The sequence below is a fragment of the Vibrio sp. 1-1(7) genome (genome assembly GCF_013048485.1).
In the GTDB taxonomy this organism is placed as follows: Bacteria; Pseudomonadota; Gammaproteobacteria; order Enterobacterales; family Vibrionaceae; genus Vibrio; species Vibrio fujianensis.
This window is the reverse complement of sequence record NZ_VHSP01000005.1, coordinates 125,500-149,814: the sequence shown is the minus strand read 5'-3', so window position 1 is coordinate 149,814 and position 24,315 is coordinate 125,500. Positions and strand designations below refer to the sequence as shown.

Annotated in this window: 19 protein-coding genes; 12 read left to right on the top strand and 7 right to left on the bottom strand. The window is 43.4% G+C overall.

The annotated features are described in order from the left end of the window. The 3 genes from folP to rlmE form a co-directional block, all read right to left on the bottom strand. On the bottom strand, positions 1-834 hold the full coding sequence (gene folP, locus FKN05_RS14610; RefSeq protein WP_170887825.1) for a dihydropteroate synthase: 834 nt from the start codon (positions 832-834) through the stop codon (positions 1-3). A 92-nt stretch (positions 835-926) separates the two neighbouring features. Beyond that, the gene (ftsH, locus tag FKN05_RS14605) at positions 927-2,882 is read right to left on the bottom strand and encodes an ATP-dependent zinc metalloprotease FtsH (protein WP_170887824.1); all 1,956 of its coding nucleotides are present in this window, start codon (positions 2,880-2,882) and stop codon (positions 927-929) included. 107 nt (positions 2,883-2,989) lie between these two features. Beyond that, the gene (gene rlmE / locus FKN05_RS14600) at positions 2,990-3,619 is read right to left on the bottom strand and encodes a 23S rRNA (uridine(2552)-2'-O)-methyltransferase RlmE (RefSeq protein WP_099610626.1); all 630 of its coding nucleotides are present in this window, start codon (positions 3,617-3,619) and stop codon (positions 2,990-2,992) included. 119 nt (positions 3,620-3,738) lie between these two features. Between rlmE and yhbY the strand changes: the two genes are divergently transcribed. Further along, a complete protein-coding gene (gene yhbY, locus FKN05_RS14595) occupies positions 3,739-4,035 on the top strand; it encodes a ribosome assembly RNA-binding protein YhbY (RefSeq protein ID WP_078926153.1) in 297 nt (98 codons plus the stop codon). A gap of 83 nt (positions 4,036-4,118) precedes the next feature. On the opposite strand, the gene greA is transcribed toward yhbY, so the two are convergent. Then, positions 4,119-4,592, bottom strand: coding sequence for a transcription elongation factor GreA (gene greA, locus FKN05_RS14590; protein ID WP_170887823.1), 474 nt, complete (start codon positions 4,590-4,592; stop codon positions 4,119-4,121). Between the two features lie 547 nt (positions 4,593-5,139). Between greA and FKN05_RS14585 the strand changes: the two genes are divergently transcribed. Both FKN05_RS14585 and dacB read left to right on the top strand, forming a co-directional pair. Continuing rightward, positions 5,140-6,144, top strand: a complete 1,005-nt coding sequence (locus FKN05_RS14585) for a porin (RefSeq protein WP_099610624.1) — start codon at positions 5,140-5,142, stop codon at positions 6,142-6,144. 100 nt (positions 6,145-6,244) lie between these two features. After that, the gene (dacB, locus tag FKN05_RS14580; protein WP_170887822.1) at positions 6,245-7,693 is read left to right on the top strand and encodes a serine-type D-Ala-D-Ala carboxypeptidase; all 1,449 of its coding nucleotides are present in this window, start codon (positions 6,245-6,247) and stop codon (positions 7,691-7,693) included. 56 nt (positions 7,694-7,749) lie between these two features. On the opposite strand, the gene tyrS is transcribed toward dacB, so the two are convergent. Continuing rightward, positions 7,750-8,937 (bottom strand): tyrosine--tRNA ligase, encoded by a 1,188-nt coding sequence (gene tyrS / locus FKN05_RS14575; RefSeq protein WP_161427788.1) that lies wholly within the window; start codon positions 8,935-8,937, stop codon positions 7,750-7,752. Positions 8,938-9,067: 130 nt separating this feature from the next. Between tyrS and shyC the strand changes: the two genes are divergently transcribed. Next, positions 9,068-10,360, top strand: a complete 1,293-nt coding sequence (gene shyC, locus FKN05_RS14570; RefSeq protein ID WP_161426849.1) for a peptidoglycan DD-endopeptidase ShyC — start codon at positions 9,068-9,070, stop codon at positions 10,358-10,360. A gap of 82 nt (positions 10,361-10,442) precedes the next feature. Here the strand turns inward: shyC and erpA are convergent, their stop codons facing one another. Beyond that, positions 10,443-10,784, bottom strand: coding sequence for an iron-sulfur cluster insertion protein ErpA (gene erpA / locus FKN05_RS14565; RefSeq protein ID WP_099610688.1), 342 nt, complete (start codon positions 10,782-10,784; stop codon positions 10,443-10,445). 358 nt (positions 10,785-11,142) lie between these two features. On the opposite strand from erpA, the gene hemL reads away from it, so the two are divergent. Further along, positions 11,143-12,435: a glutamate-1-semialdehyde 2,1-aminomutase gene (hemL, locus tag FKN05_RS14560; protein ID WP_099610620.1), complete on the top strand. Its 1,293-nt coding sequence runs from the start codon at positions 11,143-11,145 to the stop codon at positions 12,433-12,435. A gap of 75 nt (positions 12,436-12,510) precedes the next feature. Here the strand turns inward: hemL and FKN05_RS14555 are convergent, their stop codons facing one another. Beyond that, positions 12,511-12,669 (bottom strand): hypothetical protein, encoded by a 159-nt coding sequence (locus FKN05_RS14555; RefSeq protein WP_157928678.1) that lies wholly within the window; start codon positions 12,667-12,669, stop codon positions 12,511-12,513. Positions 12,670-12,770: 101 nt separating this feature from the next. Between FKN05_RS14555 and FKN05_RS14550 the strand changes: the two genes are divergently transcribed. From FKN05_RS14550 to FKN05_RS14520, 7 genes are all read left to right on the top strand, one after another. Then, positions 12,771-13,856 (top strand): AI-2E family transporter, encoded by a 1,086-nt coding sequence (locus tag FKN05_RS14550; protein ID WP_099610618.1) that lies wholly within the window; start codon positions 12,771-12,773, stop codon positions 13,854-13,856. A 65-nt stretch (positions 13,857-13,921) separates the two neighbouring features. Beyond that, entirely contained in the window at positions 13,922-14,944 is a 1,023-nt protein-coding gene (rsmC, locus tag FKN05_RS14545; RefSeq protein WP_170887821.1) for a 16S rRNA (guanine(1207)-N(2))-methyltransferase RsmC, read from the top strand. Positions 14,945-15,142: 198 nt separating this feature from the next. Further along, the gene (locus FKN05_RS14540; RefSeq protein WP_170887820.1) at positions 15,143-18,532 is read left to right on the top strand and encodes a response regulator; all 3,390 of its coding nucleotides are present in this window, start codon (positions 15,143-15,145) and stop codon (positions 18,530-18,532) included. 943 nt (positions 18,533-19,475) lie between these two features. Beyond that, a complete protein-coding gene (locus tag FKN05_RS14535; protein WP_170887819.1) occupies positions 19,476-21,146 on the top strand; it encodes an ABC transporter substrate-binding protein in 1,671 nt (556 codons plus the stop codon). Positions 21,147-21,307: 161 nt separating this feature from the next. Next, positions 21,308-22,294 (top strand): ABC transporter permease, encoded by a 987-nt coding sequence (locus FKN05_RS14530; protein ID WP_099610615.1) that lies wholly within the window; start codon positions 21,308-21,310, stop codon positions 22,292-22,294. A 3-nt stretch (positions 22,295-22,297) separates the two neighbouring features. Next, positions 22,298-23,323: an ABC transporter permease gene (locus FKN05_RS14525; protein WP_099610614.1), complete on the top strand. Its 1,026-nt coding sequence runs from the start codon at positions 22,298-22,300 to the stop codon at positions 23,321-23,323. Positions 23,324-23,325: 2 nt separating this feature from the next. Continuing rightward, positions 23,326-24,309, top strand: a complete 984-nt coding sequence (locus tag FKN05_RS14520) for an ABC transporter ATP-binding protein (RefSeq protein ID WP_170887818.1) — start codon at positions 23,326-23,328, stop codon at positions 24,307-24,309. Positions 24,310-24,315 lie beyond the last annotated feature (6 nt).

Sequence of the window (24,315 nt, the reverse complement as noted above, 5' to 3'; positions counted from 1 at the left end):
TTATTTATTTCTATTTACCATCTGCACTATCGCCATGGCTTCTATCGTTTGTTCAACATCATGGACACGCAGAATATGCGCTCCTTTTATTGCCGCAATCGTCGCCCCTGCGACACTTGCAACCATGCATTCTGCGGGGGCTTTATCTAGTAACTTAAACAGCATCGATTTACGCGACATGCCAGCCAGAATCGGCAACTCAAAGTGATGAAATTTATCTAAATGAGCTAGCAAATGATAATTGTGTTCAATCGATTTACCAAAGCCAAAACCAGGATCAAGAATAATATTGTGTTTTTTGATCCCAGCTTGTAAACAAACATCGATTCGCTCAGCAAAAAAATCATTCACCTCTTTAATGACATCATCGTAATGAGGAGAGTTTTGCATGGTGCGAGGCTCTCCTTGCATGTGCATAATACAAACGGGAATATTCGCTTGAGCCGCAACCTGTAATGCCCCAGGCTCTTGTAATGCACGAACATCATTGATGAGGTCGGCACCTGCATCGACAGCATGCCGCATCACTTCCGCTTTGCTGGTATCAATCGAAATCCAGATATCGGGATAGCGAGCCCTAATCCGTTCAATCAGCGGAATGACTCTTTGTAATTCGTCAGCAAGAGAAACCGCAGGAGCGCCAGGCCGAGTCGACTCGCCCCCGATATCAATAATATCTACTCCGGCTGCTATCATTTGCTCGGCCCGATCAAATGCATCATTCAAATGTGTATAACGTCCACCATCTGAAAACGAATCAGGTGTGGTATTTAAAATCCCCATAACTTGTGGGCGGTGCAAAGAAAGCTGTTTAGTATCAGTTCGAATGTCCATAACTCTCTGAATATTTACAGTGACAATAAAAATAAAATTTAGCCTGAAACAGAAAACCCCGAACAAGTCGGGGTTTGATTAGCGTGCTAGCCTTATTCAGTGTCTTTTTTCTCAGTAGGGGCAGATTCATTATCCACCGGTTCCTCTGGCACTGATTCTGATGGGCGTTTTTCTGCATCTGGCTTATCGTCTGATGCTTGTTCTTGCTGAACAGGTTTTGCTTGATCTCCCCAGCCAGCGGGTTCGCGAATCTCTGGTTTACGAGCCATAAGATCGTCAATCTGGCCAGCATCAATGGTTTCATATTTCATCAGTGCATCTTTCATGGCATGCATGATATCCATATTATCCAACAAAATTTGCCGAGTACGCTCATAATTACGATCAATGATTTTACGAATTTCATCATCGATCAGTTTGGCTGTATCATCCGACATATGTTTTGTTTGCGTTACGCTTCGACCGAGGAAAACTTCACCTTCATCTTCAGCATACAGCATAGGGCCTAACTTCTCAGAGAACCCCCATTGAGTGACCATTTTCCGAGCGATCTCAGTTGCACGTTCAATGTCATTAGATGCACCCGTTGATACTTTTTCGGGGCCATAAATCAACTCTTCAGCCAAGCGTCCGCCATAGAGGCTCGAAATCATAGACTCTAAATGCTGCTTAGACATACTCACTCGGTCTTGCTCAGGTAAGTACATGGTTACCCCTAAAGCTCGACCTCGCGGAATAATTGAAACTTTATAAACCGGATCGTGCTCTGGAACTAAACGACCAACAATGGCATGACCCGCTTCATGATAAGCGGTAGAGGCTTTGGTCTCTTCAGACATCACCATCGAGCGACGCTCTGCCCCCATCATAATTTTATCTTTCGCCAGTTCAAACTCTACCATCGAAACATTACGTTTATTGCCACGAGCAGCAAACAGTGCCGCCTCGTTAACTAAGTTGGCTAAGTCTGCCCCCGAAAAACCAGGGGTACCTCGGGCAATCAAAGAAGGTTCAACATCGCTGGCTAATGGTACTTTACGCATGTGAACTTTTAAAATTTGCTCTCGACCTCGAACATCCGGCAAGCCAACAACAACTTGACGGTCAAAACGCCCAGGACGAAGTAAAGCCGGGTCAAGCACATCTGGGCGGTTGGTTGCCGCAATAACAATCACGCCTTCATTGCCTTCAAAGCCATCCATTTCAACCAACATTTGGTTTAATGTTTGCTCTCGCTCATCATGTCCACCACCGACACCCGCACCACGTTGTCGACCAACCGCATCAATTTCATCAATAAAAATGATACAAGGTGAAGCTTTTTTAGCTTGTTCAAACATGTCTCGTACACGAGAAGCACCCACACCGACAAACATTTCGACAAAGTCTGAACCGGAGATAGTAAAAAACGGCACTTTAGCTTCACCAGCAATTGCTTTTGCTAGCAAGGTTTTACCCGTTCCCGGAGGACCAACCATCAGCACACCCGTTGGGATTTTACCGCCCAGCTTTTGAAAACGACTGGGATCACGCAAGTAATCAACCAGCTCTTTAACGTCTTCTTTCGCTTCATCACAGCCCGCAACATCGCTAAAATTGGTTTTGATTTGCTCTTCACTCATCATGCGAGCTTTGCTCTTACCAAACGACATTGCGCCTTTGCCACCGCCACCTTGCATTTGACGCATGAAGAATATCCATACCCCAATCAACAAAATCATAGGGAACCAAGAGATAAAAATCGTTCCAAGTAAACTTTGTTCTTCCGGTGGTGTACCTTGTACTTTGACATTCTGATTAATCAGATCATCAAGTACTTTTTCATCGTACACCGGCATATAGGTAACGAAACGATTATTACTCCCACGACGAGTAAAGGTAATTTCGCTGTTTTTGAATTGAGCTTCTTGAATTTGGCCTTGACCAACTTCCTGTACAAATGTGGTGTAATCGACTGTTCTTCCATTACTGTCACCAGGGCCAAAGCTCTGGAAAACAGACATCAGCACAACGGCAATAACGAGCCACAGTATTAAATTTTTTGCCATATCACTCAAGGTGTCAGCCTCGCGATAACTAGTTGTAATTAAAGGTAGGGTACTACAGTTTTTTCACTGTAGCTATAGTGTAAGTATTCTCGCGTCAAGCCAAATAGTTAGCCTTTGTAACCAGTCGCAACAAGATAAACTTCACGAGAGCGAGCTCTTGATGAATCTGGTTTACGAATTTTGACCGTTTTAAAAAGGTGTCGTACCTCTTGAACGTACGGGTCAAATCCTTCGCCTTGAAACACTTTGACCACAAAACTACCATCAGGAGCAAGAACTTGTCGACACATATCTAAAGCTAATTCGACCAAATACATCGCTCGGGGTTGATCGACCGATAAATTTCCGGCCATATTCGGTGCCATATCCGACATCACGATGTCGACCATATCGGGTTGAATACGTTCGAGCAAGGCTTCTAAAACACTTTCTTCTCTAAAATCACCTTGCAAAAAAGCCACGCCAGCAATGGAGTCCATAGGCAAAATATCACAAGCAATGACCTGACCTTGTTCACCAACAATACCGGCTGCGTATTGAGACCACCCACCGGGAGCGGCCCCAAGGTCAACAACGGTCATCCCAGGCTTAAGCAATTTATCTTTGTTTTGAATTTCTTCCAATTTAAAGATAGCACGTGAACGATAACCTCTTTTCTTCGCTTCATTCACATACTTATCATCAAAATGTTCTTTCAACCAGCGACCAGAACTCGCTGAATGCTTCTGTTTACTCATTCGATTCCTAACTAAAGCTGTCTCTACCAGAGAAAGTTGGGCAGAAAATATAGTCTTCCTGGATAGATGGCGTTAAAATGGTGGTTTTCAACCCTATAGTAAATAAATTTGGTCGCGTAATGAACCTAAGCAACAAACAAAAGCAGCATCTTAAAGGCTTGGCACACCATTTAAATCCGGTCGTGCTTATGGGGGCCAATGGCCTCACTGAAGCTGTTTTAGCAGAAATCGAAATTGCGCTTAATCACCATGAACTGATAAAAGTGAAGGTGGTATCAGAAGACCGTGATACGAAACAATTGATAGTGGATGCCATTGTTCGTGAAACTGGTGCAGAAAAAGTCCAACTTATTGGGAAAGTTGTGGTTCTTTATCGTCCATCTGAGCAGCGTAAAATCGAATTACCACGTAAATAGCCTGTCACGTGTAGATTATAAATGATAAAAAGGTCGCTTATTGCGACCTTTTTATGTTTAATCCATCGCCATGGGCGAATGAATTATAGATATTCAACGCGATCAATCTCAAACAATTTTTCACCGCCTGGAGTACTGATAGAGACTTCATCCCCTTCGCTTTTACCAATCAAGCCTCGAGCTATCGGTGAACTCACGGAGATACGTCCGGCTTTAATTTCAGCCTCATCATCACCGACAATTTGGTAACGTTTTTCATCTTCGGTATCGACATCGATCAAAGTTACCGTAGCCCCAAAAATGACTTTGCCCGTATTTTCCATCTTAGTGACATCGATCACCTGTGCCACCGAAAGTTTATATTCAATATCACGAATTTGAGCTTCGCAGATACCTTGCTCTTCTCGTGCGGCATGGTATTCAGCATTTTCTTTCAAGTCTCCCAACTCACGCGCTTCTGCGATTGCTTGAGAAATTTGCGGGCGCAGTTTCAATAACCGCTCGAGTTCGTCACGCAGTAGTTTTTCACCACGGACGGTCATAGGAACTTTTTCCATAATTACCTCTATGCCAAAGTTATCTTTGGACAATACAAAACTACCCAACCCATATAGGCTAGGTAGTGATTGATGAATGCATTATCCATTAGTGTAAACAAACATGGTGATGAAATCATCCAAATTCAAGTATTGCGATCAGAATTTGAGATTCATTATGAACTTATTCACTTTACGTGATCTTGTGCACACTTAGGTTTTGCTTAAAACCACAGAATAAAGTAAAAAAAACTAAATAATTGGTTTTTTTTACTGATCAGATCAGTGTTATTAATAGCAATAAAAACAATTAAAATCAAAGCTTTGATATTTTTTACATCACAATAAAACACTGTTCATAAGGGGGATTTATATCATTTTACTAACTCATCGGGGAACTTTGCAGTTACAAATAGAAGCACGAAAACGAATGCTTCACTTGCTGACACATCATGTCGATGAAGCAATCTGAATGCATTTTAATATTCGTAGCTCAAGTGACACTGCTCCCCTGTAGGTTACTTGCAGACAATAATGATTTATGGACAGTAAATTAGGATTTAATAAGATGAACAAAACTTTAATCGCTTTAGCCGTTTCAGCAGCAGCAATGGCAGCTGGCGTAAATGCTGGTGAAATTTATAATCAAGATGGTACTTCACTTACTCTTGGTGGTCGTGCAGAAGCACGCCTATCTCTAAAAGATGGCAAAGCTGAAGACAAAACTCGCGCTCGTGTAAACGTACTGGGCAAAACTCAAATCAACGACAGCCTATACGGCGTTGGTTTCTATGAAGGTGAATTCACCACCGCAGATAATGGCGGCGAAGTTGATGCAAATAGCAACGACATCACTAACCGTTATGCGTTTGCCGGTATCGGCGGTAATTTTGGCCTCGTCACTTACGGTAAAAATGATGGCGCACTAGGTGTAGTTACTGACTTTACCGATATTATGGCTTACCACGGTAACTCTGCAGCTCACAAACTAACGGTTGCTGACCGCGCAGACAACATGCTGACTTACGCAGGTCAATTTGATGATTTAGCGGTTAAAGCGAGCTACCGTTTTGCTGACCGTGAAGGCACAACAGCCAATGGTAGTTATGCAGATAACAACCAAGATGGTTACTCTCTATCTGCTATCTACGCGTTTGCAAATACAGGCTTTAAAGTTGGTGCTGGCTATGCAGACCAAGATGAAGCGAATGAATATATGTTAGCCGCTTCTTATAAAATGGCTGATTTCTACTTTGCAGGTGTATTCACTGACGGTGAACTAGCGAAGCACGATGCAGACTATACGGGTTATGAGTTAGCAGCAGCATACACACTAAACCAAACTGTGTTTACTCTGACTTATAACAATGCAGAAACCAATAAAGAAACCTCAGCGGATAACCTAGCGGTTGATGCAACTTATTTCTTTAAACCAAACTTCCGCGCTTATGTCTCTTATAACTTCAATATGATTGATAAAGGCGACAAAATTGGTGTAGTTGGTGGAACTGATACAGCAACTAAAACACAAGCTGAAGACGAATTAGCGCTAGGCCTACGTTACGATTTCTAATTGATTGATTCGTTAATAGGTTATAGATAACGCCTGCTACTAGCAGGCGTTTTATTCTCTGGTATACTCTGTTGATTCTCAGCTTTACTCATGATGGTGTATGCGCTTTTTCCTCTGTTTAACCCTCTGGTTATTGTCAACATTCCCTTGTTCTGCTCATCTTGCTGTCAACCAAGACTTTTTATCGCTCTTACCCGAAGGCACACGCAGTGGGTTAGTTATTCAGAAATTAGGCGATGCGCAGCCAATCTTGCAGCAGCAAACGGGGGCCTATTTCCCCCCAGCCAGCACATTAAAAATTGTTACCGCACTCGCCAGTCAACTCGAATTAGGTAATGAGTTTTATTTTGAGACGCAACTACGCAGTGATCAGCAAGACTTAGCCTTGATTTTCTCCGGTGATCCCACCTTAACCTCGAGGCATTTAAAAACCTTATTACTTGGCTATAAACAGCGACATGGTCAACATATCCGGGGCAATATTTGGTTAGATGCTCGCCATTTTACCGGATACCAAAGAGCCGTCGGTTGGCCTTGGGATAGCCTTGGGGTTTGCTACAGCGCGCCGATTAGCGCGATCAATTTAGATGGTAACTGCATTCAAGCCTCGATTTATACCCAAGATGACGGAACAACCCGAGTCTATGTGCCACCTCACTATCCGGTTTATGTTCGCAGTGATGCCCGAAGTGTGACACAAACACAACAACAAGCTCAGCACTGTGATTTAGAGCTGATTGCTAGCCGCGATAACCACTACCATCTTTCAGGCTGTTTAACTCAGCGCAATCAACCTCTTCCCCTTCAATTTGCAGTACAAGACACTGAGTTGTATACACAACGCGTGATATACCAGTTACTTAATCAATTAGGAATGACACTGGACGGCGAAGTAAAATTAGGCGCACCAAAAAGTCAAAATTGGTCACTTGTTGCCAGCCATCGCTCTGAATTTTTACCTCAGCTACTCACCAAGATGCTGCAAGATTCTGATAACCTCATTGCCGATGCACTGTTGAAAACCCTAGGACAAACATTTTTTCAACAACCCGGCAGCTTCAATAATGGCAGTGAAGCACTCAAACAAATTATCTTTACTCGCACAGGAATAGATATCAATGATGCTCAAATTGTTGATGGTTCTGGCTTATCGAGAAATAATCGCGTTCGCCTAAAGTCGATGCGACAAATCCTCAACTATCTCTGGCAGCATGATAATGAACTGCATTTAATTGACGCACTACCTAGCGCTGGAGAGAATGGTACTTTGCTCTATCGACGCAGTATGCAAGATGGAAAAATTCGTGGTCGCTTAAAAGCAAAAAGTGGCTCGTTATATAGCACTCATAATATGGTGGGGTTTTCGCTTGACAACAAGGGCCAGCCTCAAGCGCTCTTTATTCAATGGATTACCGATTACTTTCCTGCCAAGCCCGCCCCGAAAAAACCCGTTGATACTCCTATCACTCAGTTTGAACGACATTTTTACCAGGTCATTTTAAGCACTCATCACTCACCGAACATCGCCACTAAAACAAAAGCGCAATGATGCGCTTTTGTTATCATGCCGCGGTCAGGTGTTTACTCCTTCCCACTGTTATTCATTTATAAAATCGTGACGCGAGCAAATTTACGCTTACCAACTTGATAAACATAAGTACCGGTTTGCGCTGTCTGTTTGGCATCTTCGAGCTTTTTACCATCTTGCTTGGCTGCGCCTTGTTTAATCATACGCATCGCATCAGAGGTTGAAGCGACCAGCCCTGCCTCTTTCAATAAGTTCGCAATAGCAATGCCTTTTTCAAAAGTGAATTCTGGCATTTCATCGGGCAAAGCGCCTTTTTGGAAACGATTAATGAACTCCTGCTCAGCGGCATCTGCATCGGCTGCGGAGTGAAAACGGGCAATGATCTCTTTGGCCAATAAAATTTTAATGTCACGTGGATTTTTACCCTTCGCCACATCAGCCTTAAACTGCTCGAGTTCAGCGAGTGGGCGGAAAGATAGTAGTTCGTAGTAGCTCCACATCAGATCGTCTGAAATCGACATGATCTTACCAAACATTTCGCTCGGTGCTTCACTTACACCAATATAGTTATTGGCCGATTTAGACATTTTTTTCTCGCCATCCAAGCCAACCAATAAAGGCATCATCAACACGACTTGGGGTTTTTGACCATTAGCTTTTTGTAATTCACGCCCCATCAGTAAGTTAAACTTCTGGTCGGTTCCACCCAGCTCGACATCGGTTTCCATCGCTACTGAATCATACCCTTGTAATAACGGATACATAAATTCATGGATAGCAATTGGCTGACCACCTGCATAGCGTTTTTTAAAATCATCACGCTCAAGCATACGAGCAACCGTTTGATGGGCAGCCAAACGGATCATCCCTTCCGCTCCTAATTCAGATAACCATTCTGAGTTAAATTGAATTTTGGTTTTCGCTGGATCGAGAATTTTAAACACTTGCTGCTTATAAGTTTCGGCATTACGCAGCACATCTTCACGCGTTAGCGGTGGCCGTGTGGTGTTTTTTCCTGTTGGGTCACCGACCATCCCCGTAAAGTCGCCAATTAAGAAAGTAACGTCATGGCCTAAATCTTGGAAAGTGCGCAACTTATTAAGAATTACAGTATGGCCTAAATGAATATCTGGCGCTGTTGGATCGGCTCCTAATTTAATACGTAAAGGGCGACCTTCTTTTAGTTTTGCCACCAACTCCTCTTCTGGAATTAGTTCTTCAACACCACGCTTAATCTCCGCTAAAGCAGCTTCAATACTCGCCATTCTTGTTCACTCCCACAGATTTGGCAAAAATTTAATAGTTTGACATATTACTTGAATAGCGATGACTTTTGAAACCAGTTAGACTAATCAACTGGCTATTTTTATTATTAATGATTGAACGAACACGAGTATGCTAGCACTTTTTGCTCGTCTTCCCTGGGTTCATCGGGCATTTATTGCCTTTTTTAGTGCGTTAATTGTTATTGCGCTATTTTTTCTCCCAGATCCGGAAGCATTGAGAAACCACCCTGAACGCCTGCAAATTGGCCGGCATTATCCATTAACGATCAATAGTGAAGCTCTCTCACCCGGCCATACTATTTTGCCCTCCACGCTATTGCGCTGGGAAACCTACCACGTAAAGGCTGGAGAAAGTGCCGCGATACTGTTTCAACGTATTGGTTTGTCTCCTCGTCTTTTATATGAACTGACCTCAAGTAGTCAGATCATTGATCAGCAGTTGAGCCGACTACGTCCAGGCGATGAACTACAATTTGGCTTTGATGAGCAAAATCAACTGATTCAACTAAAACGCCGAATCAGTGCTTATGAGACTTTTGATATCACCCGCACAGAGTCTGGTTTTTCATCCAAAGTGGATAAAAAAGAGGTCTTTTATCAATACAACTACGCTCAAGCAGAAATTCAATCGAATTTTTGGAATGCCGGCAATGCAGCAGGACTAACCGCTAACCAAATTATGGAGTTGGCGGGAATTTTTGGTTGGGATATCGATTTTGCTTTGGATATTCGAGCGGGAGATACCTTCCAATTACTTTTCCAAGAAAAGGTGGTTGAAGGTGAAGTGGTTGGACGCGGTCAGATCATTGCCGCCATTTTTACCAATCAAGGTACAACATTTACAGCTATTTTAGATGATCGAACTGGCCAGTATTTTGATGAACATGGACGGGCAATGAAAAAAGCCTTTTTGCGTTCACCACTCGATTTTCGCCGTGTCTCATCTAACTTTAATCCTCGTCGCCTCCATCCGGTAACTGGACAGTTAAAAGCCCACCGTGGCACCGATTATGTCGCCCCTGTCGGCACGCCTATTTGGGCTGCTGGGGATGGGGTTGTCGAAAAATCGAGCTATAACCAATTCAATGGAAATTATGTTTTTATCCGCCACAGTAATACCTATCTCACCAAATATCTGCATTTAACTCGTCGGACAGTGAAAACCGGCCAAAGAGTTAAGCAAGGACAAGTCATCGGTACATTGGGAGGAACAGGTCGTGTCACGGGGCCCCATTTACATTACGAATTTTTAGTCCATGGTGTGCATAAAGATCCACGCACTGTCGATTTACCTCAAGCAAAGTCATTGACTGGAAAAAATAAAGCAAGCTTCATTACTCAAGCCAAACTTCACTTGGATACCCTGCATCGTTATAGTCAACTGCTATACGCCACCCCGTAAAGGTTGATAAACTCTGAGCCATAAAAAAGCCCTTGCTCGATACAACAAGGGCTTTTTACTTCGATTCGCTGGTCGCAACCGGCTACACGCTAAAGGAGGCACCACAACCACAAGTAGTAGTGGCATTTGGATTATTGACAAAAAAGCGTGAACCTTCCAAGCCCTCGGTATAATCCACCACACCACCAATTAAGTACTGTAAACTCATCGGATCCACCACCAGTGTGACGCCACTATTCTCAATCGTGGTATCACCTTCATTAACTTTTTCATCAAAGGTAAAACCATACTGGAAGCCGCTACACCCGCCCCCAGTAATATAAACACGTAATTTTAGCTCTGGATTTTCTTCTTCGGCAATTAAAGCCCGCACACGTTTTGCAGCGGCATCCGAAAAGGATAATGGGATATTGGCTTCGCTCACAACGACCTCTCTCACTCGTTCCATACTCATCTGTGATCTATGAGCATCATTATTTTTCTGTTGGCTAGATTATCTAATACCCGACTAATTCGTTCAAGTATTAACCGCAACGGCAATGAAATCATCCATTGATACCATTATACGAATCTTGGTTAGTCTATTTTACCTTTATTTGCGCAAAAGGCAGAGAAATCCATACTTAAACCTATCTGAAACTCGCCACACAAAAAAAGATGCCGTTCTACCTTCTGATGCTAAGTCTTCGCTCTCAGAAATAAGCGAAATGATTTCACCTCTTGCTTCATCAGCGTACAATGCACAGCGCAATAGGTCGAGCAATCATAAAGAGGAAGTATCAATGACCAAATCAGAAGATCTTTACCAAAAGGCACAAACAAAAATCCCTGGCGGGGTGAACTCTCCCGTTCGAGCATTCAGCGGTGTTGGCGGTTCGCCTATTTTTATTGACCGTGCCGATGGCGCTCTGATTTTTGATGCCGATGGAAAAGCTTATATTGATTATGTTGGCTCATGGGGCCCGATGATTCTTGGCCATAACCATGCGGTGATCAGAGAAGCCGTCATCGATGCAGCGCAGCGAGGCTTAAGTTTTGGTGCGCCAACTGAAATGGAAATCGCGATGGCAGAGTTGGTGTCTGAACTGGTTCCATCAATGGAGCAACTCCGGATGGTTAACTCTGGAACTGAAGCTACAATGAGTGCTATTCGCCTTGCACGTGGCTATACCGGGCGAGATAAAATCATCAAATTTGAAGGCTGCTATCATGGACATGCAGACAGTTTGCTAGTAAAAGCAGGCTCAGGAGCACTGACGCTTGGCCAACCAAGCTCTCCTGGTGTTCCCGCTGACTTTGCTAAATATACCCTAACTGCACGTTTTAATGACTTAGAATCGGTACGCCAGCTATTTGCGGCGAACCCTGGAGAAATCGCCTGCATTATCGTCGAACCCGTCGCTGGCAATATGAACTGTATTCCGCCTGTAGCCGGTTTCCATGAAGGACTTCGCGATATTTGTGACCAAGAAGGAGCGCTACTGATTTTTGATGAAGTAATGACAGGGTTTCGTGTCGCACTCGGCGGAGCACAAGCCCATTACAATATTAAACCCGACCTAACAACCTTGGGCAAAGTCATTGGCGGCGGGATGCCAGTCGGTGCCTTTGGTGGCCGTAAGGAAGTGATGCAGTACATCGCGCCAACAGGGCCTGTTTACCAAGCCGGAACCTTATCGGGTAATCCGATCGCTATGGCGGCTGGCTACGCTTGCCTGTCACTATTAAAAGAAGAAGGCAATGAAAAACGCCTAGCCTATAAAACCAAACAATTGGCCGAAGGTTTAAAATTTTTGGCTGACAAGCATGGTATTCCTTTGGTAGTCAATCAAGCAGGAGGCATGTTTGGCTTCTTCTTCACCGATCAACCTCAAGTCACTTGTTACGAAGAGGTGGTTAAATGTGATGTGGCTCGTTTCAAACGCTTCTTCCATTTGATGCTGGGCTATGGTGTCTATCTAGCACCTTCTGCATTTGAAGCCAGCTTTACCTCTTTAGCGCATGGCAGTAAAGAAATTGAAGCCACACTAGAAGCGGCAGACCGCAGCTTTGCTCAATTAGCACAAGAAGCATAAGCGTTAAACCCAAGCATAAGCGTTAAACCCCAAAAGGCTGCAAAGCAGCCTTTTGGGGGAGTGAATGCCTGTCAATTACTGCCAATAGATCACCACCAATACCGCCAAAATAACGAGTATCATCATTAACCAAGGCACTCGCTGGAAAAACGATTTTTTCGGTGTACAGCAAGACTCTTTATCACAGCAGCCCATTTTTATCTCCCCATTGCCCGTCAACTCAATTGCGTTCATTATATACCGAACCGTGAAGAATCGGCAGGCTGTTTTAAGCTTTAAAATCAACCCACCTTCACGAGCCGCGCCATGAATCATCTAACAAAGGGAATCGGATTGTGCCAGATAAACTAAAGTTGAACTCAAACCATTGGGTGCTGATTGCTGCACTGCTTGTCGCGGCCCTAAGTTGCTATTTATTACTCAAACCTTATATCAACGCCATCATCATGGCTTTTATCATATCCTTGCTGATGTTCCCGATTCATCAAAAGCTAGAAACTAAACTTCCGACTCATAAAAATATAGTTGCGCTTTTGTCATGCATTATTCTGGTCTTTATCATTGTCCTTCCATTATTACTGGTATTTACCGCGATGATCCAACAAGGTGCGAAGTTTTCTCAAAACCTCTATCAATGGGGCACAGAAGGAGGAATTCAAACCGTATTGTCTTATCCTTGGGTGAAAAAAGGATTAGCATTAGCGAATGATTACCTGCCCTTTCATGAAATAACCCCGCAACAGATAGCACAAAAAACCGCACAATTAGCCACGACATTTGCTAGCGATCTCGTTTCCCTCAGTGCCAAAGTTTTAGGCGATGCAACCAGCTTTTTAGTCAACTTCTTTTTGATGCTGTTTGTTTTATTTTTCCTCCTGCGCGATCACGATAAAATCATTCTCGCGATCCGCCATATCGTGCCATTATCACGTAGCCAAGAAGACCGCTTACTCAATGAAATTGAACAAGTTTCTAAATCTGCAGTCATGGGCTCATTTCTAACCGCTATTGCCCAAGGGGTCGCCGGTGGGTTCGGTATGTGGCTGGCCGGTTTTCCTGGTCTATTTTGGGGGACGATGATGGGCTTTGCTTCTTTTATTCCAGTGGTCGGTACAGCGTTGATTTGGGTTCCTGCCACTCTTTACCTTTTTATTATAGGTGATATGACTTGGATGGTTTTCTTATTGATATGGAGCATCGCCGTTGTTGGCTCTATCGATAATTTACTGCGCCCATTCCTCATGCAAGGAAGTGCTGGGATGAACACCTTAATGATTTTTTTCTCGTTATTAGGAGGGTTGCAACTGTTTGGATTCATTGGCTTGATTTATGGCCCGTTAATTTTTGCCATTACGATGGTGCTATTTAACCTTTATGAAGAAGAGTTCCAACCCTTTTTAAATCGACAAGACAATAGTTAAACTCCTTCAAGCCAAGAGGCAATTGTGCGAAAATCTTGGCCCCTGAATTTGCTCTTGAGTTTGTTATGTCTCACTACACCGCGCCAAGTCAAATCGCTGAGCGTCAACTGACTTATTTTTCTGGCAAAAAAGTACTGATTGCTGGAGAAATAGAAGATGGCTTTCCTTTACTACTGGCGAAACACTGCTTATCCGTTGCGGTTTTTACCACGCACTATGGTTATTACCGCCAATTACAGCAATCGTCTGCTGTAAATTGTTATTTTGGTGCAGAATTAACCGAAAATCTCGATGCCGATCTGCTTGTCATCTATTGGCCTAAAGCGAAGCTCGAAGCTCAATACCTCTTAGCGATGCTCTTAGCTAAGCTTCCTTCACCTTGTGAAGTCATCGTCATCGGTGAAAACCGATCTGGGGTGAAAAGCATTGAAAAAATGTTCAAACCTTACGGATCGATCAAAAAATATGATTCAGCAAGACGCTGCTCATTTTATTGGGGAGAATGCCGCGAAACAGTGGCTGATTTTGCTCTAACAGATTGGTTTAAATCTTATTCGGTGCAATACCAGCAGCATGAGTTAACCATCCGTAGTCTCCCCGGCGTATTTAGCCATGGTGAATTTGATTTAGGTAGTCAATTGCTGCTTGATACTCTCCCCTATCTACAAGGTAAAGTACTTGATTTTGGCTGTGGTGCTGGGGTTATTGGATGTGTTATGGCAATGCTCAACCCGAAAATTGAGTTAGAGATGTGTGACATCAACGCCCTTGCCATCTGCTCTAGTCAGGCAACGTTAGCCGCCAATGGGCTTTCAGGGCGTGTGTTTGCTTCTGACATTTATTCAGATACGGCGACCAATTACGATGTGATTGTCAGTAACCCGCCGTTTCATTCTGGCTTAGAGACCAGTTATCAGGTCACCGAGACGTTATTGCACTCTGCTCCCAATTACCTCACTCGTTCAGGGCAGTTATTTTTAGTTGCTAACAGTTTTCTTAAATATCCCCCTATTATCGAACAGGCATTTGGTCATTGTGAGACACTCAGTAAGACCAGTAAATTTTCGATTTACCATGCCAGCAAGTAATCGATGGGCGGTTATTGACCAATTTTAACGGCAATAGCCGCTTGGACGAGAAAATTGCGTCCATGTCCACGCTTTCAGGGTAACTTACTTGTCAAAGTAAAAAAACTCGTTAATTTCGTTACTTTCTCTATCCCTTAATTCTATTTTCTCACAAAGGCTCTGTTCATCGTGAGTATCACTACAAGTAACGTTTTATCCATGTTTAGGTTCAATCGAAAACAAAAATTCAAACGTCTGCAAAATACGCTGATGTTGGCTTTTTTAGTGCTCAGTCTCACCCCTCTCACACTGACAGCACTGTTTTTTCTTCATTCTCACAGTAAAGACTTACAAGAGCAAAGCACCTCTCACCTCGTCTCATTACGTGACACTAAGCAACAGCAAGTCATTGATTACCTTAACGCTAAAGAATCAGAAGTGATGGGGTTTGTCCGTTCTGAGTTGGCATATGCCAGTGGCGGTCGTTTTTATGGTTTAGTCAATGCCTTTCAGCGATTAGGCGATAATATTGAGCAAGCCCGGCAGCATGCACAACAACGTTATATTCTTGGCTCTGGCGATCAAATTAAAACCTCCGTACTGCCTAAATCCAGTAGTTATGTCGGCAGTGAGCGCTACCGTTTATTGCATAAACGTTATCATTCAGCTTATCTTGAGCTGCTAAAACGATCCGATTTTGACGATATATTACTGGTCGATCTCAATGGCAACGTGGTCTACTCCATCTATAAATATGACAACTATGGTACTAACCTGCTCAGTGGACGCTATAAAGACTCAAACCTAGGAAAAACCTTTCAACGTTTAGAGCAGCTTATTAGCGAAAATCGCAAAATCAATGAAGATTACACGCCGGTGGTGCTATCCGATTTTATCGCTGAAGATGGGCAACCCTACGCATGGATGGGAGCCCCCATTATACAGCAAGGCTATTTACACAGTTATGCCATGTTTAGATTACCCAATAATGGTATCACTAAATTAATTTCAGAAAATAACAATGGTTCATCAAAACGCACGCTCTTAGTCGGACAAGATCATCATTCTCGCATTCTCGGTAACAATCAAAGCGATATTGATACCAGTGCTGATGTGATCGATTTAGCACTGGCGGGCGGACGAGCGGTAGGTACCTATAAAAACACCTTGGGTGAAAAATACATAGCCGCTTATGCGCCAATAAAAATTAAAGATTTAGACTGGGCTCTTGTGGTTAAAGTTGCCGAGAAAGAAGCATTTGCTCGAGTTCGTCAATTAGAAAAATTATTTATTGTCGCCATGTTAATTGCAACGATTTTAGTCGTCATTGCTTCTCATTATTTATCCAACTTTATCACCGCGCCTTTATTAAAGTTAACATGGGCAGCAGAGCGTGCTTCCGCGGGCGATCTCGATCAAGCGATCATCAATACTCAACGTCGCGATGAAATTGGCCGACTGGCTGTCAGCTTTGAACGCATGCAACGTTCTATCCGAGAAAAAATCCAGCTTATTAAGTCGCAAAATATTGAGTTAGAAAATAACATTCAAGTTATTCGCAAACAAAACGACGAATTACAATTAACCGATAAACTTAAAGATGAGTTTCTTGCCACCACCTCGCATGAACTCCGAACCCCATTACATGGCATGATAGGTATTGCTGAAGCATTAATTTCTGGGGCCAATGGTCCAATCAATGCCGCACATAAATATCAACTCGATATCATTATCAGTAGCGGACAACGACTGGCAAGCTTGGTTGATGATCTCTTGGACTACCATAAAATGCGTTATGGTCATTTAGACATGGATTATCGAGCCGTCAATCTCGCCAGTGCCACTCGCTTAGTATTGGAGCTTTCTAGCCATTTATTGGGCAAAAAACAAATTCGAATTATTAACCAAGTCGCTGAAACATCCGTCTGGGTATCGGCTGATGCTCAACGCCTTGAACAGGTGTTATATAACTTAATTGGCAACGCGATTAAATATACCTCTGAAGGGAAAATTGTCATTTCTGCCACTCAGTTGCAAGATCATGTTCGAGTACAAGTCGTGGATACAGGGCAAGGCATTCCAGCCGAACAGCTAGAGCATATTTTTGAGCCGTTGATTCAAGCAGGGCACGATAGTAGCCGTTATCGCCAAGGTGCTGGCTTAGGGCTATCGATCAGCCGTCAGTTAATTGAACTGATGCATGGCTCGTTATACGTCAGCAGTCAACCCATGGTCGGTACGACATTCAGTTTCACACTACCACTCGCAACACAAGAACAGATAGAACATGTGCAACGAACTCAAATCGCACACTTTCAAGTTCCAGAGTTTACCGAGTTAGAGCAAGATGATGAACACCATCTTCCTGAAAATCCTGACGGGCCACTGTTATTAGTCGCTGATGATGAACCGGTCAATTTACGCATACTAGATAGCTTTTTACGCTTAGAAGGCTACCGCGTGAAAACGGTTTTAGACGGTCATGATGTATTATCTGCCGTTGAACACGATCAACCTGCGCTTTTATTACTCGATATTATGATGCCCGGTATGAGTGGTTACCAAGTATGCGAACAGCTACGTCAACATTACGATCATGCGCAGTTACCTATTATTATGCTCACAGCGCTCAATCAAAACGATGATCGCCTCAAAGGGTTTGACGTGGGTGCTAATGATTACTTATCAAAACCCTTCAATAAACAAGAGCTGGCCGCTCGTATTCAAGCCCATTTAACAGCAAGCCAAGCAGAAAAAAGACGCATCGAAAATGCGCAATTGCAAAAAGAGCTAAAACAAAGAGCAATGGTTGAAGCGAGCTTACTTGAAACTCAGGGCCGATTATTAGAGCAGCTCGATTCAGCACCAGAAGCTATTTTGTGTCTACGCGATGATCATAAAATTCGCTTTGCTAATGAAGCGGCAACTCGACTATTTAAACGCAGTCAGGAACAGCTCAAGCGTTCAGATGCTGAAGAGTTAATTGCAGCAAAGTATTTACTGGTCGAGCAAGAACATTACTGTGGAAACATTGATATCTATGTCGATGATATTAGGCAACATATTTCAGCCGATATTCTGCGTCTTCCTGAAGGCTCTGGGTTTAAAGCCATGTATATCTTTAATATTGGAAACAATGTCAATGCGACAAGAATCCATCACTTAGAAACCGCAGTAGAGGCCTTATCTAGCTATGCCTTTGATGGTGATAAAGACAAACTCCAACAATTAAAAGAACTCGGTGGAGAATTTACCCGTATTGCAGAAAAAGTAGCGGGAGAGCATCAATCTAAACAAGATTTAATGCGCTCAGTGCTGGTTGAAGCAATGACCAGTGCACTTGATTACTGGGAAAAGGCAACGGGGCAAAGTAAATTTACCTTTGCTGAACAGAGTGGGTTATGGCGTGTTTATTTAGACCGTAGTACCTTGCAAACCCGCACATTAGATAAATACCTGAGAATTGAAACCCTGCCTAAAACGCCTCGCTGGCGCACGGTGCTTAACTCACTAGACTATATTCTGGAACATTGTAAAGAACAAAGTCCAGAACGAACCTATATCGAGGTACAACGCGATAAACTGCAAAAACTATTAACCAGTGACTAGGGTTTGTTGACCTTTCGCGATTAAATTTTGTTCGAGATAAAAGCGTGTGCGGCTCCTTGCTACGGCGTTATCGGCTTCTCATCAGGTAGAGTAACGACATTTTAAATCTCTCTGCCTTGAATAAAGAAAGCACAAACGGCTGCAACAATCAGCTCAAAAGATCAACAGCCCCCTAATTCAGTCGGCCTAAAAAACCCGTTTTAACGGGTTTTTTATATTGTCCCGTCTAATACCTTCCTTGCCCTAAACCTCACTAGCATGATCAAATCAGGCTTTATTCATTGGGTAAAGCGGACTCAAACACACATCCTCTTCTTTGAGGCTTGCTAAGGGTTTTCATCATGCCAATAACACACCAACGCACCTTGATTTACAGAGCAAAAAAACTCACTTATCCGGCATTTTATGTTTAGACCAAAACCTCGCTTACTGGTGATTTTTGATAGAAAAATATTGTCAAGGCTGCTCACGCTTCACTTATCGCTAAGGTTTGCGATGATAATCACAACAATTTGCCAGATTTATTTTCCGGCTAAAACTTTCCGTTTTATCCGGTAGTGAGCAAGATCTCAATAATCTTAAAAAAAATAAAAACCCTTCATTTAAAAACATTTAAATGATAGCGAGCACTCACTATTTTAATGTAATAATAGGAAGAACGTGATCCGCCTCACCGTTCATTTTTCAAACTCAAAAGGGCCTAAAAAACAAATTTTAACAAAAATGACGAGACAATGGGTGTTTTTGACATTTTTAACGAGAATTGAAATTGATAATTTTCCCCACAAGGTGTTTCCTTAGTCTTGTCAACGGCCTACAGGCCACTCATTCCATCTTGCTCCTCCGGCATGATGAATATAATGAGGTAGGTCATTGCGAGTGTTAATCCAATGATGACATTCATATCCATTTGTGAAATGAAAGCAAATAGTAAGGAACAGCTATGCTTGCCAATATTAAAAAAACAGCACTAGCCGCAGCCGTTATTGCCGCTGCCAGCAGTGTTTCCGCTCCAGCGCTTGCGCGTAGTGAGCTGACCATCGTGCCAGATTTCTATCCAACTATGGTGCGTAACTTTAACCCCTACCTAGCAACTAACCTACGTACTACCACTGATTTTATTTATGAACCTTTAGTGGTTTTTAATGAAATGCACGGCAATACGCCTGTCATGCGCTTGGCAGAAAACTTTAAGATGTCAGATGACTTAATGAGCGTTACTTTCGATATTCGTAAAGGCGTGAAATGGTCAGATGGTAAAGGATTCAGTGCAAATGATGTTATTTACTCATTTGGCCTACTCAAAGAGAAACCAGAACTTGATCAGCGCGGTATCAATAAATGGGTAACCAGCATTGAAAAAATTAATGATTACAAAGTACGTTTCCGTTTAAGTGAAGCCAACTCTAACGTACCGTATGAAATTGCTCAGGTGCCAATCGTCGCAGAGCATATTTGGAAAAAAGTCAAAGATCCTGCAACCTTTACGAACGAAAATCCAGTAGGTACTGGCCCATTTACTGAGATCGACACCTTTACTCCACAGCTTTACATCCAGTGCCGTAACCCAAATTATTGGGATGCCGCAAACTTAGAAGTAGACTGTCTACGCGTACCACAAATTGCTAATAACGACCAATTGCTGGGCAAGATTGTTAACTCAGAATTAGACTGGACTTCTTCTTTTGTACCAGACATTGATCGTACTTACGCGGCCGCAAGTCCAAAACACCATTACTGGTATCCTGCAGCCGGTACACAAGCATTTATGGTCAACTTCAAAAACTCAGATCCAGCGAAGAAAGAAGCACTGACTAACGTTGATTTCCGTCGTGCATTCTCTATGGCACTGGATCGTCAAACCATCATTGATATTGCGTTCTATGGCGGTGGCACAGTCAACGACTTTGCTTCAGGGCTTGGTTATGCGTTCCAATCATGGTCAGACGAAGCAGTTCACAATAAATACAAAGGGTTCAATACTTATAACGTTGATGGCTCAAAAGCATTGCTTGCTAAAGCGGGCTTTAAAGACATCAATGGTGATGGCTACGTAGAAACCCCATCAGGAAAATCTTTTGAACTCTTGATTCAATCACCAAACGGTTGGACTGATTTCAACAATACCGTTCAGCTCGCCGTTGAACAATTACAAGAAGTCGGCATCAAAGCTCGCGCTCGTACACCTGAATTTGCTGTGTATAACCAAGCAATGTTAGAAGGTAATTACGATGTGGCTTACACCAACTATTTCCACGGTGCAGATCCATACACGTATTGGAACAGTGCTTACAATTCAGCCTTACAAAAAGGTGATGGCATGCCTCGCTTTGCGATGCACTACTTCACCAACAGTAAGCTGGATAGTTTACTTGATAGCTTCTACAAAACTGCGGATAAGAATGAACAGCTAGAAATTGCTCATGGTATCCAGAAAATCATTGCAGAAAATCAAGTCACGATTCCAGTGCTGTCTGGTGCTTGGATGTATCAATATAACACCACTCGCTTTACTGGATGGTGGAACGAAGAAAATCCTAAGGGCCGTCCAAGTATTTGGGCTGGTATCCCAGAACGTCTACTTCACGTACTGGATTTAAAACCAGTTAAGTAAACGTTTATTCCAGCGGCGTACCCGTTACGCCGCGATTTAAAATCCCCCTCGCTTATCCATTGTAAGTATGGCGCATGTCGTCAGGGGATTTCTCGCTCTTAATTTCGCAAGGAGCGGCCTGAATGAAAGATCAGGAAAACTGGGTGAGTAAGGTGTAAGTTATGGGTTATTTTTTAAGACGTTTGTCGTTCTATTTTGCCGCGTTGCTGGTCGCAGCAACACTAAACTTTATTATACCGCGAGCAATGCCGGGTGATCCGGTTACCATGATGTTCGCACACGCAACAACACAAGTAACGCCTGAACGAATCGAAGCAATGCGCCAACTGCTAGGATTCGTTGATGGGCCTATCTTGATGCAATATTTTACTTATATGAAGAGCATCCTCAGCTGGGAGCTTGGGACTTCAATCAAATTTTATCCGTTAAGTGTCAATGAATTATTGGCTAGCGCTTTTGGGTGGTCTCTGTTTTTAGCCGGTACCGCCGTGATCATCTCTTTTTCGATTGGCTCAATTCTTGGCATTTTTGCAGCATGGAAACGAGGTAGCTACTACGATACGTTTATCACGCCGGGAATGCTGGTCATTCAAGCCGTGCCACAAGTCGTTATTGCGATGCTGGCCATGTTCACTTTTGCCATCGGATTAAGATGGTTTCCAACCGGCTATGCTTATACTCCCGGAACCCTACCCGATTGGACCAGCTGGGAATTTATTAAAAATGTCGGCTATCACGCTGTTCTCCCCCTTCTTTGTGCTTCCATTGTGCAAATTGGTGGCTTTTTGGTCAACATGCGCAACAACATGATCAACTTACTCGCCGAAGATTATATCACGATGGCGAAAGGAAAAGGGCTAAGCGAAAACCGAGTAGTCTTCAACTACGCTGCTCGTAATGCACTGCTACCGAGTGTCACGGCATTATCGATGTCTTTGGGTATGTCGATTGGTGGCCAATTGATCATTGAAATTATCTTTAACTACCCCGGTCTTGGCACCGTACTGTTTAACGCTATCACATCACGTGATTATCAAGTCCTACAAGGTCAGCTCATCATTATGACCCTCTTTATGCTGTTCTTTAACCTTCTAGCCGACATGCTCTATGTTGTGCTCGACCCTCGCTTACGTAAGGGAGGCAAATAAATTATGAAAGCACTATGGAAACTACTGCGCGGCAATCGAATGGCGATGCTTGGCGTAACAATACTCAGTTTATTCTTATTAATGGCGGTATTTGCACCTTTTATTACACAACATGCGCCTGATAAGCGCACGGGTAATCCCCATGAATATCCAAGCTTTGTGGTAAAAGCAGCCAAAGCAAACCCGGATGGCTGGGTGGCTGAAAACTTGGGCAATGACCGTCGAAAATTAGCCATGTCGAAAAAAGAAAATCACGTGTTAGGAACAACTCGAATGGGACGTGATGTGTGGTCTCAAGTTGCTTATGGCGCTCGAGTGTCTCTTGCGGTCGGCTTCGGTGCAGGGATGACCGTCTGTTTTCTTGCGACAGTCATCGGTGTTTCAGCTGGCTATTTTGGCGGTAAAATTGATGACTTCTTGACCGCGGCAATGAACATTATGTTGGTTATCCCGCAATATCCATTGTTATTTGTGGTCGCTGCCTTCATCGGTCAAGCGGGGCCATTAACCATTGCGCTGATCATCGGCTGTACCTCCTGGGCTTGGGGGGCAAGGGTTGTCCGAGCCCAAACCATGGCACTACGAGAAAAAGAGTTTGTGAAAGCCGCTGAAGTGTTAGGAGAATCTTCTTGGCGAATCATTTTTGTCGAAATACTGCCTAACCTGATTTCGATTGTGGGAGCCAGCTTTATTGGATCGGTCATGTACGCCATCATGATGGAAGCCACTATCTCCTTCCTTGGCTTAGGCGATCCAAACACCATTAGCTGGGGCATCATGCTATATAACGTACAAACCTCATCTTCCATGCTAATTGGCGCTTGGTGGGAACTGTTAGCACCTTGTATATCCTTAACCTTACTGGTGACAGGTTTAGCGCTGCTGAACTTTGCGGTTGATGAGATTGCCAACCCACAATTACGTTCTCACAAAGGAATGAAACGCTGGAAAAAACTGGCTCAACAAGACAAACGTCAGCGTAAGCCAGTTCTAGAACCTCAACCAGCTATTTGGAGCGGAGACAAATAATTATGACTGAACCACTTATCTCAATCCGCAACCTTTGCGTTGACTATATTACTGATGCCGGCGATGTCCGCGCTTGTAACGACGTGAGTTTTAATATTGCTCCAGGGGAAGTATTTGGCCTCGCGGGAGAGTCTGGTTGTGGTAAATCCACCGTTGCCTTCTCTCTGATGCGTTTACATAAGCCGCCCGCATTTATTACCGGAGGCGAGGTCATTTTCAACGGTGAAAATATCCTGAAATATAGTGATAACCGTATGCAATCGTTCCGTTGGAACGAAATGTCGATGGTCTTTCAAAGTGCAATGAACGCACTTAACCCAGTACTCACGATGGAAGAACAGTTCTGTGATGTGATTATGCGTCATACCTCTATGACTCGTGCGCAAGCGAAACGGCGAGCAGAGGGGTTACTCGAAATTGTCGATATTCATCCAAGTCGCTTAAATGACTATCCACACCAATTCTCAGGCGGGATGCGCCAGCGCCTGGTGATTGCAATTGCGCTAGCATTAAACCCTAAGATGATCATTATGGATGAACCAACCACTGCATTAGATGTGGTGGTTCAGCGGGAAATATTGCAAAAGATCTATGCCCTAAAAGAGGAGTTTGGATTTTCTATCTTATTCATTACCCATGATCTGTCATTGATGGTCGAGTTTTCTGATCGTATTGGCATCATGTACTCTGGGGAACTGATCGAAGTTGCACCATCTAAACAGATCTTGGAAAACCCGTATCACCCTTATACCAAAGGTTTGGGTAGTTCCTTCCCTCCATTAACCGGGCCCAAAACAAAACTAACCGGGATTCCAGGCAACCCATTGAATTTACTTGAAATACCGGAAGGTTGTCGCTTTCAGGCTCGCTGTGATCGTGTCCATGAAGCCTGCACTAAAGTGCCCACAACGTTACGCCAAATCGAGCCTAATCGGTTCTCAAACTGCCACCTTTATGGTGAACCGATAACCCAAGTAAAACTGTAGGCTGCG